Source organism: Micromonospora sp. NPDC048947 (assembly GCF_040649495.1).
Classification (GTDB): Bacteria; Actinomycetota; Actinomycetes; order Mycobacteriales; family Micromonosporaceae; genus Micromonospora; species Micromonospora alfalfae.
The window spans coordinates 199,418-215,724 of the sequence record NZ_JBEZFO010000003.1; the positions used below are offsets into that span (position 1 = coordinate 199,418).

A 16,307-nucleotide genomic window follows, 5' to 3' on the forward strand; every position below is an offset into this window, starting at 1 on the left:
CCACGCGATCCAAAAAAGGTATGTATTCGTCATACCAGGACAGACCGTACGTCGGTGCTGATTAGCGACGGTCGGTCCGCATTCCCCCGATCAACCCCGAAACCCCGTAGTCGGACACGGCCAGATCCGTGACCTTGTGCAGCTCCTGCCGCCAATGGACCGAGCGGTAGAGTCGCGGCGGCCGGTCGGGCGAGGGAAGAACTAGCCGGTCGGGCGAGGGAGATGACGTGCTGCACCTGAGGGTTATCGCCCCGGTGGACCGGTCGGCGGAGGTCGTCGACCTGCTCGCCGAGGAGGCTGGGGTAACTCACCTGGCCGTGCTGCCCGGTGCCGCCCGGCAGCCACCGGGCGACCTGATCCTCTGTGACGTGGTGAGGGAGAGCGCCGACCGCGTACTGCGGCAGTTGCAGCAGATCGGCGTCGACACCACCGGCGGCATCGCGGCCGAAGACGTCGAGTTGACCGTCTCCGCGGCGGCCGACCGGGCGGCGGACAGGGCGCCGGGCAGCGGCGCGGACGCGGTGGTCTGGGACGAGATCGCCGCGAAGACCGGCGAGCAGACCGAACTGTCCGGCACCTACCTCGTGCTGATCGTGGTGGCCACCATGATCGCCGGCATCGGTGTGCTGCTGGACCAGCCGATCCTCATCGTCGGGGCCATGGTGGTCGGCCCGGAGTTCGGCCCTCTCGCCGCGCTGTGCGTGGCGCTGTTGCGCCGCCAACTCGGGGTGGTCGGCCGCTCGGTGCAGGCACTCGCGGTCGGCTTCCTGGCGGCCATGGTGGCGACCGTGCTGAGCACCTGGGCGCTGACCGCCGTCGGTCTGGTCAGTCGGGAGATGCTGCTCGCCGAACGTCCGCTCACCGACTTCATCTGGCGGCCGGACGCGCTGTCCTGGGTGGTCGGGTTACTCGCCGGCGTCGCCGGCATGCTTTCGCTGACGTCGAAGAAGTCCGGCAGCCTGGTCGGCGTGCTGATCTCGGTCACCACGGTTCCGGCGGCGGCGAACGTGGCGGTAGCGGCCGCCTACGGAGTGTGGGACGAAGCGGGCGGCTCGGCCCTCCAACTGGTGATCAACCTGTCCGCGATCGTCCTCGCCGGCCTGCTCACCCTCGTGGTGCAGCAGGCCTGGTGGTGGAGTCTGGCCCGCCGGACCCGTCGCCCAGCAGCCGGTTGAGCAGCGTCCGCAGCGGAATCGACTCACCGTCGCGGCCACCCGCTCCGACGACCAACGGCGCCGGGCTGGGCTGCGGGTCGACGCCGAACAGCCGAGCCCGCAAACCGCCGGGCACGGTCAGCAGGTGGAACCGGCCGTCCACGTCCACCGCCCGGGTTTCGGCCCGGTCGACGTACCAGCCGGTCAGCCCGGTCCGGTAGCGCCCACGCCCGTCGTAACCCCGGGCGACCAGCCGGGTGGTGGGCAGCCCTCGCCGGGTCGCCTCGGCCACGAACCAGGCCACCAGCTCCGCCGCCTCCGCGTGCTCGGCGGCGCGCCGCCGAGCGTCCGCGTCGGCGTGCGCCCGCACCGCGTGCCGCTGCTGATCCCGCCACGTCCGGCCGTCCGGCTCACTCACGACGCCGACGGTACGCGAGCCGACTCAGTCGAGCACGGCCCGCAGGGTGTGCCGGGCGATGCCGGCCATCACCGGGTTGGTCTCCACGTAGTACGGCAGCGCGTTGATCGCCTGCTCCAGGGCCCAGCCGCGACCCCGCTCCCAGGTCGCGTCGTCCACGCCCAACGCCCGCCGGTACGTCTCCCGGGAAGCCGCGTCGAACAGGTTCCACGCCGGCATCAGGTCCACCGCCGGGTCCCCCACGGCCACCGAGCCCAGATCGATGACGGCGGCCAGCCGGCCGTCGCGGACCAGCAGGTTGCCCGGCATCAGGTCACCGTGGATCCACAGGTCGGCCGGGTCGTCCCGGGGCGCGTCCCGGCACCGCTCCCACACCCCGGTGAGCGCGGCGGTGTCGGTGAGCGCGCCGCTGACCGCGAGTGCCGCCCGTACGTCGGTGTCCGCGGCGGCCAGCCGCCCGCCGCGCCCGGTCCCGGACCAGACCCGCCCGCCGGTGTCGATGCCGCGCAGGGCCGTCACCACCTCGGCCAGGTCACCGGCGAAGACGTCGAGGTCGCCGATCCGGTCGAGCTGGGCCGTCTCGCCAGCAATGAACTGGTACGCCGTCCACGGCCCCGGATACCCGTCGCCCGGCTCGCCGAGGCCGAGGGGTTCGGGCACCGCGACCGGCAGGTGCGCGCCGAGCAGCACGGCGTGTTCCTGCTCGCGCCGCAGCTCGGCGCGCAGCTCGGGGCCGGTCGAGGGGAGCAGCGGAAACCGCAGCACGATGTCCGGGCCGAGCCGGAACAGTGCGTTCACGGTGCCGGTCGACGGGAGCGGCCGGACCGGCCGGCCCCGCCACTGCGGAAACTGTTCGGCCACCAGCGCGGAAACCACGTCCACGCTCACGTCCACCTGATCGGCGTGCATCTTCACCGCGAGATCATCACCCCGACCCTCGCGACCACGCGATCAAATTTCCCGCCGCCCGCCGCCCGCCGCCCGCCGCCCGCCGCCCGCCGCCCGCCGCCCGCCGCCCGCCGCCGCCCCGCCGCCCGCCGCCGCCGCGCCGGTCGCGGCCCGTGCCGCCGTCCCAGGCCGTCTGCGGGCTGTGGCCCGTGCGGCCGTCCCGGCCGGGGTTCGCCTCGATGACTCCAGATCTTGGACAGTTTCCGTTCAGATGGAACGGAAACTGTCCAAGATCTGCTGTGGCTGGGCGTTCCGGTGGCGGGCGCCTCGCTGACGGGGTCAGGCCAGTCCGGCGCGGCGCAGGGCTTCCGCCATCGCGTCATTGGCCGGCGCCGGCGCGCCCTGCCGCTGCTGCCCGCCACGACCGCCCTGGCCGCCGCCACGACCGCCCTGCTGCGTGCCTCCGCGACCACCCTGCTGCGTGCCTCCGCGACCACCCTGCTGCCCGCCGCCGCGACCACCCTGCGGGCCACCGGACGTGCCCTGCCCGCCGCGACCGCCCTGCGGCGCACGCTGCGCCGGGCCACCACGCCCCTCCTGGCTCGTCCGACCACCACCACCACCGGCGGCGGGCTCGTCGTCGAGGCGCAGGGTCAGCGAGATGCGCTTACGGGGTACGTCCACGTCGAGCACCCGGACCTTGACCACGTCACCGGACTTCACCACGTCGCGGGGGTCCTTCACGAAGGTCCGGGACAGCGCCGACACGTGCACGAGACCGTCCTGGTGCACCCCGACGTCGACGAACGCGCCGAACGCGGCCACGTTGGTGACCACGCCCTCCAGCACCATGCCCGGGTTCAGGTCGCTGATCTTCTCCACCCCTTCGACGAAGGTGGCGGTGCGGAACTCCGGGCGGGGGTCGCGGCCCGGCTTCTCCAACTCGGCGAGGATGTCGGTGACGGTGGGGAGGCCGAACCGGTCGTCGACGAAGTCGGTGGCCCGCAGCCCGCGCAGGATGCCGCTCTTGCCGATCACCGAGCGCAGGTCCTGCCCGGTGGTGGAGAGGATGCGGCGCACCACCGGGTACGCCTCGGGGTGCACGCTGGAGGAGTCCAACGGGTCGTCGCCGCCGGGGATGCGCAGGAAGCCGGCGCACTGCTCGAACGCCTTCGGTCCGAGCCGGGCCACCTTCTTCAGTTCGGTACGCGTCCGGAACGGCCCGTTGGCGTCCCGGTGCAGCACGATGTTCTCGGCCAGGCCGGCGCCGATCCCGGAGACCCGGGTCAGCAGCGGCGCGGAGGCGGTGTTGACGTCCACGCCGACCGCGTTCACGCAGTCCTCCACCACCGCGTCCAGCGACCGGGACAGCTTCACCTCGGACAGGTCGTGCTGGTACTGGCCGACGCCGATCGAGCGCGGGTCGATCTTGACCAGCTCCGCGAGGGGGTCCTGGAGGCGGCGGGCGATGGAGACCGCGCCGCGCAGCGACACGTCCATCCCGGGCAGCTCCTGTGAGGCGTACGCGGAGGCGGAGTAGACCGACGCGCCGGCCTCGGAGACCATCACCTTGGTCAGGTTGAGCTGCGGGTGCCGGGCGATCAGATCACCGGCGAGCTTGTCGGTCTCGCGGGAGGCGGTGCCGTTGCCGATCGCGATCAGCTCCACCCCGTGCGCCCCGGCCAGCCGGGCGAGGGTCTCCACCGAGGCGTCCCACTGCCGGCGCGGCTCGTGCGGATAGATCGTGTCGGTGGCGACCACCTTGCCGGTGGCGTCCACCACCGCCACCTTCACGCCGGTCCGCAGGCCCGGGTCCAGACCCATTGTGGGCCGGGTGCCGGCCGGCGCGGCGAGCAGCAGGTCCCGCAGGTTGGTGGCGAAGACCCGGACGGCCTCCTCCTCGGCCGCCTGCCACAACCGCATCCGCAGGTCCGCGCCGAGGTGGATGAGGATCCGGGTACGCCACGCCCAGCGGACCGTGTCGGTCAGCCACCGGTCGGCCGGGCGGCCCGCGTCGGACACCCCGAACCGGCCGGCGATGGCCGCCTCGTACCGGGTCGGGCCGGTCGGTGCGGCGTCCGCCTCACCAGCCTCCTCCGACTCCATGGTCAGGTCGAGCACGCCCTCCTTCTCGCCCCGGAACATCGCCAGGATCCGGTGTGAGGGCAGCTTCGGGTACGGCTCGGAGAAGTCGAAGTAGTCGGCGAACTTCGCGCCGGCCGTCTCCTGACCCTCGCGTACCCGGGAAACCAGCCGGCCCCGCGACCACATCTGCTCGCGCAGCGTGCCGATCAGGTCGGCGTCCTCGGCGAAGGTCTCGATGAGGATGGCCCGCGCGCCCTCCAGCGCGGCGGCGGCGTCGGCGATGCCCTTCTCCTCATCGACGAACCCGGCGGCGGTGGTCCGCGGGTCCTGACCGGGGTCGGCCAGCAGCGTCTCGGCCAACGGGGCCAACCCGGCCTCGCGGGCGATCTGCGCCCGGGTCCGTCGCTTCGGCTTGTACGGGAGGTAGATGTCCTCCAGCCGGGACTTCGAGTCGGCGGCCATGATCTGCGCTTCCAGGGCCTCGTCCAACTTGCCCTGGCCGCGGATCGACTCCAGTACCGCGGCCCGGCGCTCGTCCAGCTCGCGCAGGTAACGCAGCCGCTCCTCCAGGGTGCGCAGCTGGGTGTCGTCGAGCAGGCCGGTGGCCTCCTTGCGGTAGCGGGCGATGAACGGCACTGTGGCGCCGCCGTCGAGCAGCTCCACGGCCGCCCGCACCTGACGCTCGGCCACGCCGAGCTCGTCGGCGATCCGCTGATGAACAGACTGGGTCACGATCTCGATCCGCCTTCAACTCGATCCGCCTTCAAAGAGCGGGTACCGCCTGCATTCTGCCGGGCGGCCCCCAGCGCTGTCGCCGCGCCCGGCCGGGGCGGAGGGCCGAACCGCCGTGTCCGGCCGGGGGTGACCGGCGGCGGTCCCGTCGGGCCTGCGCTAGCGTGGCGATCATGGAATCTGCTGCGGAGCCGCGCGCCCGGCGGCTCTTTGGCGGCAGCGCCCGGGCCCTCGGCGACCTCACGGCCAATCCGTTCCGCGCCGACCGGGACCGGATCGTCGGCTCGCCGTTCTTCGCCCGCCTCGGTGGTGTCACCCAGGTGATCAGCCCGGTCGGCTCCGGGCTGCTGGTGCACAACCGGCTCACCCACAGCCTCAAGGTCGCCCAGGTGGCCCGGGCGGTCGCCGAGCGGTTGACCGCCGACGAGCGGTGGCGTGACCTGCTGGACAAGCTCGGCGGTTGCGACCCCGACGTGGTGGAGGCGGCGGCGCTCGCCCACGACCTCGGCCACCCACCGTTCGGGCACCTGGGGGAGCGGGTGCTGGACCGGCTGGCCCGCCAGCGCCTGGGTCTCTCCGACGGTTTCGAGGGCAACGCGCAGTCGTACCGGATCGTCACCAGCACCGAGATCCGCGGCGCGGCCACCACCGGGCTGGACCTGACCGCTGCGGTCCGCGCGGCAATGCTGAAGTACCCGTGGACCCGCCTGGACCACCCCGACCCGCACCCCCGCACCATGGATCCTCCGCCGCGCGGCGCCACCCCGCCGCCGGACGACCCGGAGAGCGGCTCCTCGAAGTTCGGCGCGTACCGCACCGAGCTGGACGACCTGCGGCAGGCCCGCGCGCCGTTCGCCGGTCGGATCCCGGACTGGCAGCAGACAGTGGAGGCGTCCGTGATGGACACCGCCGACGACATCGCGTACGCCATCCACGACGTGGAGGACTTCTACCGGGTCGGGGTGCTCCAGCAGGGTTCGGTCTCCGCCGAGTTGATGGCCTGGCAGCGCGAGAGCGGGCAGTTGCGGGCGATCACCGACGCGGCGCTGGTCACCGCGGCGCGGCGACCCGGGGCGGCGATCGAGCGGCTACGCCGGCAACTGCACCGCAAGGACGCCTGGATCGCGGACGACGACGCGTTCGCCGCCGCCGTCGAACACGTCCGCGAGGAGTTGGTGGACGGGCTGCTCGCGATGCCGTTCGACGGCTCGATCGAGGCCGAGCAGTACGTGGCGCGGTTCTCCGCCCGCTGGTCCACCCGCTTCGTCGAGGCGATCACTGTCACCGAACAGCCGTCGGTGCGCTCCGGGCACGTGCTGCTGGGCTGCGCCCAGTGGCACGAGGTGCAGGTGCTCAAGTTCGTCCACCACCGGTTCGTGCTGGCCCGCCCGGACCTCGCCCTGCACCAGCGCGGCCAGGCCCGGCTGCTGGGCACCCTGGTCGAGGCGCTCTGGGAGTGGCTGCTCGACCCGGAGGAGGAGTCCCGGCTGCCCCGGCGGCTGCACGACCTTGTCGAGTTGGCCGAGGCGGAGTTGCACCCGCGTACGCCGGACCGGATCGGGCGTGCCCGGGGGCGAGCCATCGTGGACTTCGTCGCGCAGCTCACCGACGGTCAGGCGGTGGCGATGCTGGACGCGCTCTCCGGCCGGTCCGGCGCGCTCTGGACCGACGCGTTCGTGCTCTGACCCGACGTCAGGCCGCGACGGCCCGACGTCGGGCGACGGCCTGCTCGGCCTGAGTCAGGCGGCGGCCTGCTCAGGCACACGGCTTGCTCGGCCTGAGTCAGGCGACGGCCTGCCACCAGCCGTCGACGGCGGGCGGCTCGTCGACCACCACCCGCTCGCCCGGCCGGGGCACGGCGAGGCGCACGTCGCGGGCCTTCGCCTCGGCCCACAGCCGGTCGACCGGCTCGGACCAGTCGTGCAGGGCCAGGTTGAACGTCGCCCAGTGCACCGGCACGAACAGCCCGCCGCGCAGGTCGAGGTGGGCGTCGACCGCCTCCTCCGGGAACATGTGGATCGTCGGCCAGGCCCGGTCGTACGCGCCGATCTGCATCAGGGTCACGTCGAACGGCCCGTGCTCGGCGCCGATCTCGGCGTACCCAGCGAAGTAGCCGGAGTCGCCGGTGTAGAAGACCTTGCGGCGAGCCCCGGCTACCACCCACGAGCTCCAGAGCGTGCCGTCACGGCGCAGCCCGCGTCCGGAGAAGTGCTGGGCGGCGGTGGCGGTGATCTTCAGGCCGGCGACCCGGTGCGACTCGGACCAGTCCAGCTCGATGATCCGTTCGGCGGGGACGCCCCAGCGGTCCAGGTGCGCGCCCACGCCGAGCGGCACCAGGAACGGCGCTGACTGCCCGGCGAGCAGCGCTCGCACGGTTGCCATGTCGAGGTGGTCGTAGTGGTCGTGCGAGATCAGGATGGCGTCCAGCGGCGGCAGCTCGTCGATGCCGACCGGTGGCTCGTGCAGCCGGCGCGGGCCGACCAGGCCCGAGGGGGAGCACCGCTCGCTCCACACCGGGTCGAGCAGCACCCGGCGGCCCTCGATCTCGATCAGGGTCGAGGCGTGGCCGTACCAGACGATGTTGAGCTCGTCGGCGGTGTCGGCGGCCGTCGGCGCGCCGACGCTGGGGCGCAGCAGTGGCACGGCTACGGTCGGACGCCGCTTCTGCTTGCCGAAGATCAGCTCGCGGACCAGGTTGCGCCCCGGCTCGGCGATCGTCGTTCGGGTGCCGGCCCGGTTGTGGAAGGTGCCCTCGCGGAACTGCGGCGAGCGGGCCGCCCGCTCGGCCCGCGCACCGCTGAGCCGGCCACCCAACGCCGCCGGCACATCCCGGGCGACCCAGGCCAGGCCGGCCAGCGCTGCCAGGCCGGCGGCGCCCCGCATCCGCCGCCCGAGCGACCGTTCGACGTCCGTGTTCTGCGCTCGTGCCATTGCCGTCCCTCCGACGTGTCCGCCCTACACGGTAGTCACCCGGACCGACCCGTGCCTCGGTGGTCGCCACGCCGGGTCGGTCGCCGGCAAGCGGCGACCGACCCGGGACGAGCTGACGATGTGTCTCAGCCGCCGTTGCTGGGGCGTCGGGCGGTGATCCGGAACGTCCTGCCAACGCCCGCGATCCGGTCCACGGCGGCCAGGAACTTCGGGCCCATGGCGGCCCGGGCCTGCACGGCCGGGTGGGTCGCGCCGAAGTCCTCCGGGTTGGCCTGCCCGTCGGCGAAGAGGGCGTAGGTGAGCACCGCCGCGCCGGAGCGGTCGAAGATCACGCCGGCCTCGTGCCGGGCGTCGGCGAACCAGCCGGCCTTGGTGGCGATCCGGGCCCGCTCGTCGGAGGACATGGTGCGCCGGATGCCGTCGGTGAACGCCACCGGGGAGCGCAGGATGCCCAACAGGTACGTCGTCGAGGCGGGGGAGAGCAGCGTGCCGGCGACCAGGGCGCGCAGCAGGTCGTGCGTCTCCCGGGGGGTGCTGGTGCCGAGGAAGAACCGGTTCGGGTTGGCCACCGGCTGGACCTGGGTGTTCGGGAAGCCCTTGGCGACCAGGATGGAGTTGATCTCGGCCGCCGGAGCGACCAGCCCGCACAGCCGCACCGCCGTGTCGTCCGAGACGGTCAGCAGGTTGGCCAGCACATGCCCGATGGTCACCAGACTCGGGTACGCGCCGTCCAGGCTGAAGATGCCGTCACCGCCCGGTACGACGATCGCGGCGCTCACCTCGACCTGCTGGTCCAGGGTGAGCAGCCCTCGGTCGACCTTGTCGAGCACCGCCGTGGCGACGGCGATCTTGTTGACGCTGTACGCCTCGATCCGCCGGTCCGCGTCAGCCTCCACCGCTACCACCGGCGCGCCGGCCGGGTCGGCGACGCTGACGTACGCCTGCCAGTTGCCGCCGGCCTCGGCGCTGTGCTTGGTGAAGATGGAGGAGACCCGACGGGCGGCCCGTGCGGGGGTGGTCGGCGACGCCTCGGTGGTCTCGGCGGCACTCGCCGGGGCGGCGGCGCCCAGCACCGTGCCGGCGGTGGCCACAGTGCCCAACCCGAGCGCGGTTCTGCGGTTCAGTCGCATTGTCAATCGTCTCCCCGATCGTGGTGTGCCATAGCGCTTGCTGGCCCACCACCCTAGGCGAGTTGATCGATGCACGATGCCCCCGAATATGTGCCGAACAGTCCCGAACAGGTCAACCGAACCGTCGGCGCAGCGCGTTGCCCACCGCACCCACCGGCCCGGACACGAGTTGCCGCAGGTCGGGCAGGTGGCCGCCGCGGACCGCCTCGCCGGCCGGGTGCGGAGCGAAGACCGAGCCGTCATGCGCGGCGACCGACCGTCCACTCAGGCCGGCGGCCCGCATCAACGGCCCGACGAGGACGTCGTAGACCCCCGGCAGGACGGTGAAGCCGGCCCGCAGCACCACGTTGAGTCGGCCCACCGACACCTCCCGGCGGGGCCGGTCCACACAGTCCACTATGGCCCTTGCCACCCGCTGCGGGCCGGCGACCGGTGGCGGAGGTCGCCCGATCCGGCCCAGATAGTTGGCCGCCTGCTGGTACACGGGTGTGTCCACGCTGCCCGGGTTGACCAGACACAGCCGGATCTTTGGGCTGTCGCGCAACTCCTGCTGCACGGTCCGGGCGAGCCCCTGCAACCCCCACTTGCTCGCCACGTACGCGCTCATGTACGGGGCGGTGATGTGCCCGAGCACCGAACCGGTGAGGATCAGCGTGCCCGCTCCGGTGGCCCGAAAGTGCCGCAGCGCCACCCGCACCGAACCGGCGGCGCCGAGCAGATCGGTCCGTACCACCTGGTCGAAGACCTGTTCCGGCAGCTCGTCGAAGCGACCGTAGGCCATCACCGCCGCCGTGTGCACCCACACGTCGACGCGGCCGAAGCGGTCGATCGCGGCGTGTGCGAGCGCGTCCAGCGCGCCCGGCTCGGTCACGTCGGTCGGCACTGTCAGCACGTCGACGTCGGCGCACTCCGCGCGTACCTCGGCCAGGGTCGTGGTGGCGCGAGCGGCGAGGACCAGGCGGTCGCCGCGCTCGGCGAACGCCCGGGCCGTCGCCCGGCCGATCCCGCTGCTCGCGCCAACGATCACGACCACCCGGCTCACGGCACCGGCTGCGTTCGTGACTGCGGGGCCCGCACCCCCGGCCCACTGCTCGCACTCATGGTTCGAGCACTACCTTGATGCAGCCGTCCTCCTTCTTCTGGAACATCTCGTACGCCTGCGGCGCCCGGGCCAGCGGCAACCGGTGGGTACGCAGGTCCTCCACGCCCAGCGGGTCGTCGTCGCCGGAGAGCAGCGGCATGATCTCGTCGGTCCACCGGCGTACGTGACACTGCCCCATCCGCAGCTGGATGCCGCGGTCGAACATCTCCATCAGCGGCATCGGGTCCGCCTCGCCGCCGTACACCCCGGAGACCGACACGGTGCCCCCGCGGCGAACCCCCTTGACCGCGGCGTGCAGGACTGACAGCCGGTCCATGGCGGCCCGGTCGGTCACCGTCTGGGCCAGCTTGTCCGGCAGCAGCCCGACAGCGGCGTGGGCGAACTTGCCGACCGGCGAACCGTGCGCCTCCATCCCGACCGCGTCGATCACGGCGTCCGGGCCGCGACCGTCGACCAGATCGATCAACGCGCCCGGCACGTCGGACAGTTGGCTGACGTCGAGCACCTCGATGCCGTGCCGGCGGGCCAGCTCCAACCGCTCGGGCACCAGGTCCAGCCCGATCACCCGGCCCGCGCCGAGGTGGCGGCCGATCCGCGCGCAGAACTGCCCGACCGGGCCCAGGCCGAAGACGGCCAGGGTGCCGCCCTGCGGGGTGTCCGCGTACTTCACCGCCTGCCAGGCGGTGGGCAGAATGTCGGACAGGTAGAGGTAGCGCTCGTCCGCGCCGGTCTGCGGGATCTTGATCGGCCCGAAGTGGGCCTGCGGGACGCGCAGGTACTCGGCCTGCCCGCCCGGCACCGAACCGTAGAGCGAGGTGTAGCCGAACAGGGACGCGCCCTTGCCCTCGCTGGTGACCTGGGTGGTCTCGCACTGCGCGTAGAGCTGGCGTGAACACATCCAGCAACTGCCGCAGGCGATGTTGAACGGCACCACCACCCGATCGCCCGGCTTGAGCCCGGTCACCTCCGACCCGACCTCCTCGACGATGCCCATCGGCTCGTGGCCCAGGATGTCGCCGGGCTTCAGGAACGGCCCGAGCACCTCGTACAGGTGCAGGTCGGAACCGCAGATCGCGGTGGAGGTGATCTTCACGATCGCATCGGTCGGTTCCTCGATCCGAGGGTCCGGGACCTCCTCGACCCGTACGTCTCGCTTGCCCTGCCAGGTGAGCGCCTTCATGTCCCTCATCCCTTCTCACTGCCGTCTCGGAAGACTGCTACCCGGGCGCGGGCACTTGAACCGGCCGCGTGGCCCTGGCCTGTCTTCGGCCCGTGGGGGAGCGGGTGGGGCCCTCTCAGGCGGAATCGAGTTGGTCCACTCGCGTTCCTCGAAGTCGCGGTATCCGAGGCCCGGCGACAGGCCGACTTCCTGAAAAGAAGGCCCAAACGCCAGACCGCCGTACCCCCAGGAGAGCGCGGGGTACGGCGGTCTGGCGTGGTGCGGTGGGCCTCAGGAACCGGGGGTGTTGTTGGCTCCCTTGGCGGTGGCCGCGAGGTAGTCGCGGTTGAGCCGGCCGATGGTGTTCAGCGGGATGCCCTTCGGGCAGGCCGGGGTGCATTCGCCGGCGTTGGTGCAGCCGCCGAAGCCGGCCTCGTCGTGCGCGTCGACCATGCCGATCACCCGGGTGTAGCGCTCGGGCTGGCCCTGCGGCAGCAGCGAGAGCTGGGTGAGCTTGGCGGCGGTGAAGAGCATGCCGGAGCCGTTCGGGCAGGCCGCCACGCAGGCGCCGCAGCCGATGCAGGCCGCCGACTCGAAGGCGGCGTCGGCGTTGGCCTTGGCCACCGGGGTGGAGTGGGCTTCGGGGGCGCTGCCGGTCGGCGCGGTGACGTAGCCGCCAGCCGCGATGATCCGGTCGAAGGCGCTCCGGTTGACGACCAGGTCCTTGACCACCGGGAAGGCGCTGGCCCGCCACGGCTCGATGTCGATGGTCTCGCCGTCGGTGAACTGCCGCATGTGCAGTTGGCAGGCGGTGGTGCCGCGCTGCGGCCCGTGCGCGTCGCCGTTGATCATCAGGCCGCACATGCCGCAGATGCCCTCGCGGCAGTCGTGGTCGAACGCCACCGGGTCGTCGCCCGCGAGGATCAGCCGCTCGTTGAGCACGTCGAGCATCTCCAGGAACGACATGTCCGGGGACACGTCGTCGACCGGGTAGGTCACCATCCGACCCTTGTCCTCAGGGCCCTTCTGGCGCCAGATGCGCAGGGTCAGGTTCACTTGTAGCTCCGCTGCGTGGGGTGGACGTATTCGAACTTCAGGTCTTCCTTGTGCAGCACCGAGGGCTCGCCGTCGGCGGTGAACTCCCAGGCCGCCACGTACGCGAACCGGTCGTCGTCGCGCTGCGCCTCACCGTCGGGGGTCTGGTGCTCGGCCCGGAAGTGGCCGCCGCAGGACTCCTCGCGGTGCAGGGCGTCGATGCACATCAGCTCGGCCAGCTCGAAGAAGTCGGCCACCCGGCCGGCCTTCTCCAGCGACTGGTTGAGTTCCTCGCCGGTGCCGGACACCTTCACCCGCTGCCAGAACTGCTCGCGCAGGGCACGGATCTCGTCGATCGCCTTGCGCAGCCCGGCCTCGCTGCGCTCCATGCCGCAGTGTTCCCACATGATCTGGCCCAGTTCCCTGTGGAACGAGTCCACGGTCCGGTCGCCGTCGACAGCGAGCAGCCGCTGGACGCGGTCCTCGACGTCGGTGCGCGCCTCGACGGCCGCCGGGTGGCTGGCGTCGACAGTCTCGAGCGGACCGGAGGCCAGGTAGTTGGCGATGGTGGTGGGCAGCACGAAGTAGCCGTCGGCGAGGCCCTGCATCAGCGCCGAGGCGCCGAGGCGGTTCGCGCCGTGGTCGGAGAAGTTGGCCTCGCCGATCACGAACAGGCCGGGGATGTTCGACTGGAGGTCGTAGTCGACCCACAGGCCGCCCATCGTGTAGTGCACGGCGGGGTAGATCCGCATCGGCACCTCGTACGGGTCCTCGCCGGTGATCCGCTCGTACATCTCGAAAAGGTTGCCGTACTTGGCCTCGATGGCCTTGCGGCCCAGCCGGCCGATCGCGTCGGCGAAGTCGAGGTAGACGCCGAGCTTGGTCGGCCCGACGCCCCGACCCTCGTCGCACACGTTCTTCGCGGCGCGGGAGGCGATGTCGCGGGGGACCAGGTTGCCGAAGGAGGGGTAGATCCGCTCCAGGTAGTAGTCCCGCTCGTCCTCCGGAATGTCCTTCGGGCTGCGGTCGTCACCCTTGGTCTTCGGCACCCAGACCCGGCCGTCGTTGCGCAGCGACTCGCTCATCAGGGTCAGCTTCGACTGGTGGTCGCCGGAGACCGGGATGCAGGTCGGGTGGATCTGCGTGTAGCACGGGTTGGCGAAGTACGCGCCCTTGCGGTGCGCGCGCCAGGTGGCGGTGACGTTGCAGCCCTTGGCGTTGGTGGAGAGGTAGAAGACGTTGCCGTAGCCGCCGGAGGCGAGCACCACGGCGTCGGCCATCTCGGTGCTGATCTCGCCGGTGACCAGGTCCCGGACCACGATGCCCCGGGCCTTGCCGTCCACCAGGACCAGCTCCAGCATCTCGTGCCGGGCGTTCATCTCGACGTTGCCCAGGCCGATCTGCCGCTCCAGGGCCTGGTACGCGCCGAGCAGCAGTTGCTGGCCCGTCTGGCCCCGGGCGTAGAAGGTGCGCTGCACCTGGGCGCCACCGAAGGAGCGGGTGTCCAGCAGGCCGCCGTACTCGCGGGCGAACGGCACCCCCTGGGCGACGCACTGGTCGATGATGTTGACCGACACTTCGGCGAGCCGGTGCACGTTCGACTCCCGGGAGCGGAAGTCGCCGCCCTTGACGGTGTCGTAGAAGAGCCGGTGCACGGAGTCGCCGTCGTTGCGGTAGTTCTTCGCCGCGTTGATGCCGCCCTGCGCCGCGATGGAGTGCGCCCGGCGTGGGCTGTCCTGGTAGCAGTAGGACTTGACGTGGTAGCCCTGCTCGGCCAGGGTCGCGGCGGCGGAGCCGCCGGCCAGACCGGTGCCGACCACGATCACCGTCATCTTGCGGCGGTTGGCGGGGTTTACCAGCTTGGCCTCGAAGCGCCGGGTCTCCCAACGCTTCTCGACCGGGCCGGCGGGAGCCTTGGTGTCGGCGAGCGGGTCGCCCTCGGTGAAGAGTTCCATGTCAGGACACCAATCCGGTGAGTACGGCGAACGGGACCACCAGGTACCCGGCGCAGAGCAGCACGGCGAAGATCAGAGCCGCGGTACGCGCCCTGCGCTCGCCGCGTGGCGTCTGCTGGCCGAGGCTGCGGAACGCGCTGAACGCGCCGTGGCGCAGGTGGAAGCCCACCGCGAGGATGGCGAGGGTGTAGAAGAGCGTGACGTACCAGCGCTCCGGGGCGAAGTCGGCGACGACGTTGCCGTACGGCTTGCTCTCGTTGCCGACCGGGTTCAGCGTCCCCGTGGTCAGGTCCAGCAGGTGGTAGATCACGAAGAGCAGGATGATCACGCCACCCCAGCGCATCGTGCGGGCCGCGTAGCTGCCGTTGACCTTCTTGCGGTGGGCGTACTTGACCGGCCGGGCGGCGCGGGCCCGCCGGGCCAGCACTGTGGCGGCCACGATGTGGGCGACGACAGCCACCACCAGCACGGTGCGCAGGATCCAGAGGAACCAGACGCCGGGCAGCAGTGGCTTGCCGATGTCGCGCAGCCAGTGCGCGTAGTGGTCGAACGAGGTTTCCCCCGTGAACACCTTGAGGTTGCCGAGCATGTGGGCGATGAGGAACAGCGCCAGCAGGATGCCCGTCACCGCCATGACGGCCTTGAGGCCGACGTTCGAGCGGATGGGCGACCGAGTCTTCGTGATTACCACAGGACCGACGCTAGGAGCACTTCGATCAGTCGTCCAATGCATCAAACTCGCAGCGTTGATAGCCGTAAGCTATTTAGATGCAGCTCCATCAGCTCCGGTACTTCGTCGCGGTGGCCGAAGTACGACATTTCACCCAAGCCGCCGACCTGGTGGGCATCACTCAGCCTTCTCTCAGTAAGCAAATTCACGCTCTGGAGGCCGACCTCGGAGCCCCACTGTTCGAGCGGCTAAGGGGCAACATCGCGCTCACCGCGGCGGGTGAGGTGCTGCTGCCGTTGGCCACCCGGATCCTCGCCGACGTGGAGACAGCGACCCGGGAGGTCCAGGAACTGGTCGGGCTGCGGAGGGGCCGCGTCCGGCTCGGGGCCACCCCCAGTCTGGCCACCTCACTCGCCCCGCCGGTGCTGCGCCGCTTCCGCGACGCGCACCCCACCATCGACCTGCGCGTCGAGGAGGGTGGCTCCCAGGACCTGGTCCGCGACCTGCTCCGCGGCGACCTCGACCTGGCCCTGATCATCATGCCGGCGCAGGGGGCCGACCCTGGGCTGCGGGTCGACCCGATCCTGCGGGAGAGCCTGGTGGTGGCCTCGGTGGGGGAGGTGGCGACCGCGTCGACGACAGGGGAGCTGCGCATCACCGACCTGCGGGACCAGCCGATGGTGATGTTCCGGGAGGGGTACGACCTGCGCGACGCGACCATCCAGGCGTGTCGGGAGGCGGGCTTCGAACCCACCTTCGCCGTGGACGGCGGCGAGATGGACGCGGTGCTCAGCTTCGTCGAGGCGGGGCTCGGCATCGCTCTCGTGCCCGGCATCGTGCTGGCCCGCCGGCCGGGCGTGCGGATCACCCCCCTCGCCCCGCCCGGGGTGCGGCGGACCATAGCGGTGGCCCGTCGGCGCGACGTCGTACCCACCCACGCTGGTCGGGAGCTTCGGCGCATCCTGCTCGACTACATCCAGTCGGCGATCGACCTCGGCGAACTGCCCCCGGGCGTCGAGCCACTGACCTGACCCCCGACCGGGCTCGG

The 16,307-nt window shown here is 71.8% G+C and carries 13 protein-coding genes; 3 read left to right on the top strand and 10 right to left on the bottom strand.

Translation table 11 applies throughout. The features are described 5' to 3' along the window. Positions 1 to 227 precede the first annotated feature (227 nt). Positions 228 to 1,175 carry a DUF389 domain-containing protein gene (locus AB0B98_RS06355; RefSeq protein WP_238671674.1) on the top strand — a complete coding sequence of 316 codons (948 nt, stop codon included), beginning with the start codon at positions 228 to 230 and terminating at the stop codon, positions 1,173 to 1,175. Here AB0B98_RS06355 and AB0B98_RS06360 read toward each other — a convergent pair. The 3 genes from AB0B98_RS06360 to AB0B98_RS06370 all read right to left on the bottom strand — a co-directional run bounded on the left by AB0B98_RS06360 (position 1,105) and on the right by AB0B98_RS06370 (position 5,277). Next, positions 1,105 to 1,572, bottom strand: coding sequence for a hypothetical protein (locus AB0B98_RS06360; RefSeq protein ID WP_357361269.1), 468 nt, complete (start codon positions 1,570 to 1,572; stop codon positions 1,105 to 1,107). The two genes, AB0B98_RS06355 and AB0B98_RS06360, sit on opposite strands and share 71 nt — an antisense overlap. Before the next feature lie 24 nt (positions 1,573 to 1,596). After that, positions 1,597 to 2,481: an aminoglycoside phosphotransferase family protein gene (locus AB0B98_RS06365; protein WP_357361398.1), complete on the bottom strand. Its 885-nt coding sequence runs from the start codon at positions 2,479 to 2,481 to the stop codon at positions 1,597 to 1,599. A gap of 318 nt (positions 2,482 to 2,799) precedes the next feature. Then, on the bottom strand, positions 2,800 to 5,277 hold the full coding sequence (locus tag AB0B98_RS06370) for a Tex family protein (RefSeq protein WP_357361270.1): 2,478 nt from the start codon (positions 5,275 to 5,277) through the stop codon (positions 2,800 to 2,802). Positions 5,278 to 5,450: 173 nt separating this feature from the next. Here AB0B98_RS06370 and dgt point away from each other — a divergent pair, with 173 nt between their 5' ends. Further along, positions 5,451 to 6,962 (top strand): dGTP triphosphohydrolase, encoded by a 1,512-nt coding sequence (gene dgt / locus AB0B98_RS06375; RefSeq protein ID WP_238672000.1) that lies wholly within the window; start codon positions 5,451 to 5,453, stop codon positions 6,960 to 6,962. Between the two features lie 97 nt (positions 6,963 to 7,059). On the opposite strand, the gene AB0B98_RS06380 is transcribed toward dgt, so the two are convergent. The 7 genes from AB0B98_RS06380 to AB0B98_RS06410 form a co-directional block, all read right to left on the bottom strand. Next, on the bottom strand, positions 7,060 to 8,160 hold the full coding sequence (locus tag AB0B98_RS06380) for an MBL fold metallo-hydrolase (RefSeq protein WP_357361399.1): 1,101 nt from the start codon (positions 8,158 to 8,160) through the stop codon (positions 7,060 to 7,062). A gap of 173 nt (positions 8,161 to 8,333) precedes the next feature. Beyond that, the gene (locus tag AB0B98_RS06385) at positions 8,334 to 9,338 is read right to left on the bottom strand and encodes a serine hydrolase (protein WP_238672002.1); all 1,005 of its coding nucleotides are present in this window, start codon (positions 9,336 to 9,338) and stop codon (positions 8,334 to 8,336) included. 112 nt (positions 9,339 to 9,450) lie between these two features. Continuing rightward, positions 9,451 to 10,380: an SDR family NAD(P)-dependent oxidoreductase gene (locus tag AB0B98_RS06390; RefSeq protein ID WP_357361271.1), complete on the bottom strand. Its 930-nt coding sequence runs from the start codon at positions 10,378 to 10,380 to the stop codon at positions 9,451 to 9,453. A 55-nt stretch (positions 10,381 to 10,435) separates the two neighbouring features. Beyond that, positions 10,436 to 11,620 (bottom strand): zinc-dependent alcohol dehydrogenase, encoded by a 1,185-nt coding sequence (locus AB0B98_RS06395; RefSeq protein WP_357283656.1) that lies wholly within the window; start codon positions 11,618 to 11,620, stop codon positions 10,436 to 10,438. A 270-nt stretch (positions 11,621 to 11,890) separates the two neighbouring features. Continuing rightward, the gene (locus tag AB0B98_RS06400; protein WP_357361272.1) at positions 11,891 to 12,655 is read right to left on the bottom strand and encodes a succinate dehydrogenase/fumarate reductase iron-sulfur subunit; all 765 of its coding nucleotides are present in this window, start codon (positions 12,653 to 12,655) and stop codon (positions 11,891 to 11,893) included. Next, complete coding sequence (locus tag AB0B98_RS06405; protein WP_357361273.1) at positions 12,652 to 14,589, bottom strand: fumarate reductase/succinate dehydrogenase flavoprotein subunit; 1,938 nt, start codon at positions 14,587 to 14,589, stop codon at positions 12,652 to 12,654. Before AB0B98_RS06405 ends, AB0B98_RS06400 begins: the two co-directional genes overlap by 4 nt. Before the next feature lies 1 nt (position 14,590). Continuing rightward, the gene (locus AB0B98_RS06410; RefSeq protein ID WP_308193583.1) at positions 14,591 to 15,274 is read right to left on the bottom strand and encodes a succinate dehydrogenase cytochrome b subunit; all 684 of its coding nucleotides are present in this window, start codon (positions 15,272 to 15,274) and stop codon (positions 14,591 to 14,593) included. Positions 15,275 to 15,357: 83 nt separating this feature from the next. Here AB0B98_RS06410 and AB0B98_RS06415 point away from each other — a divergent pair, with 83 nt between their 5' ends. Then, a complete protein-coding gene (locus AB0B98_RS06415; protein WP_357283662.1) occupies positions 15,358 to 16,290 on the top strand; it encodes a LysR family transcriptional regulator in 933 nt (310 codons plus the stop codon). The last annotated feature ends 17 nt before the right edge of the window (positions 16,291 to 16,307 follow it).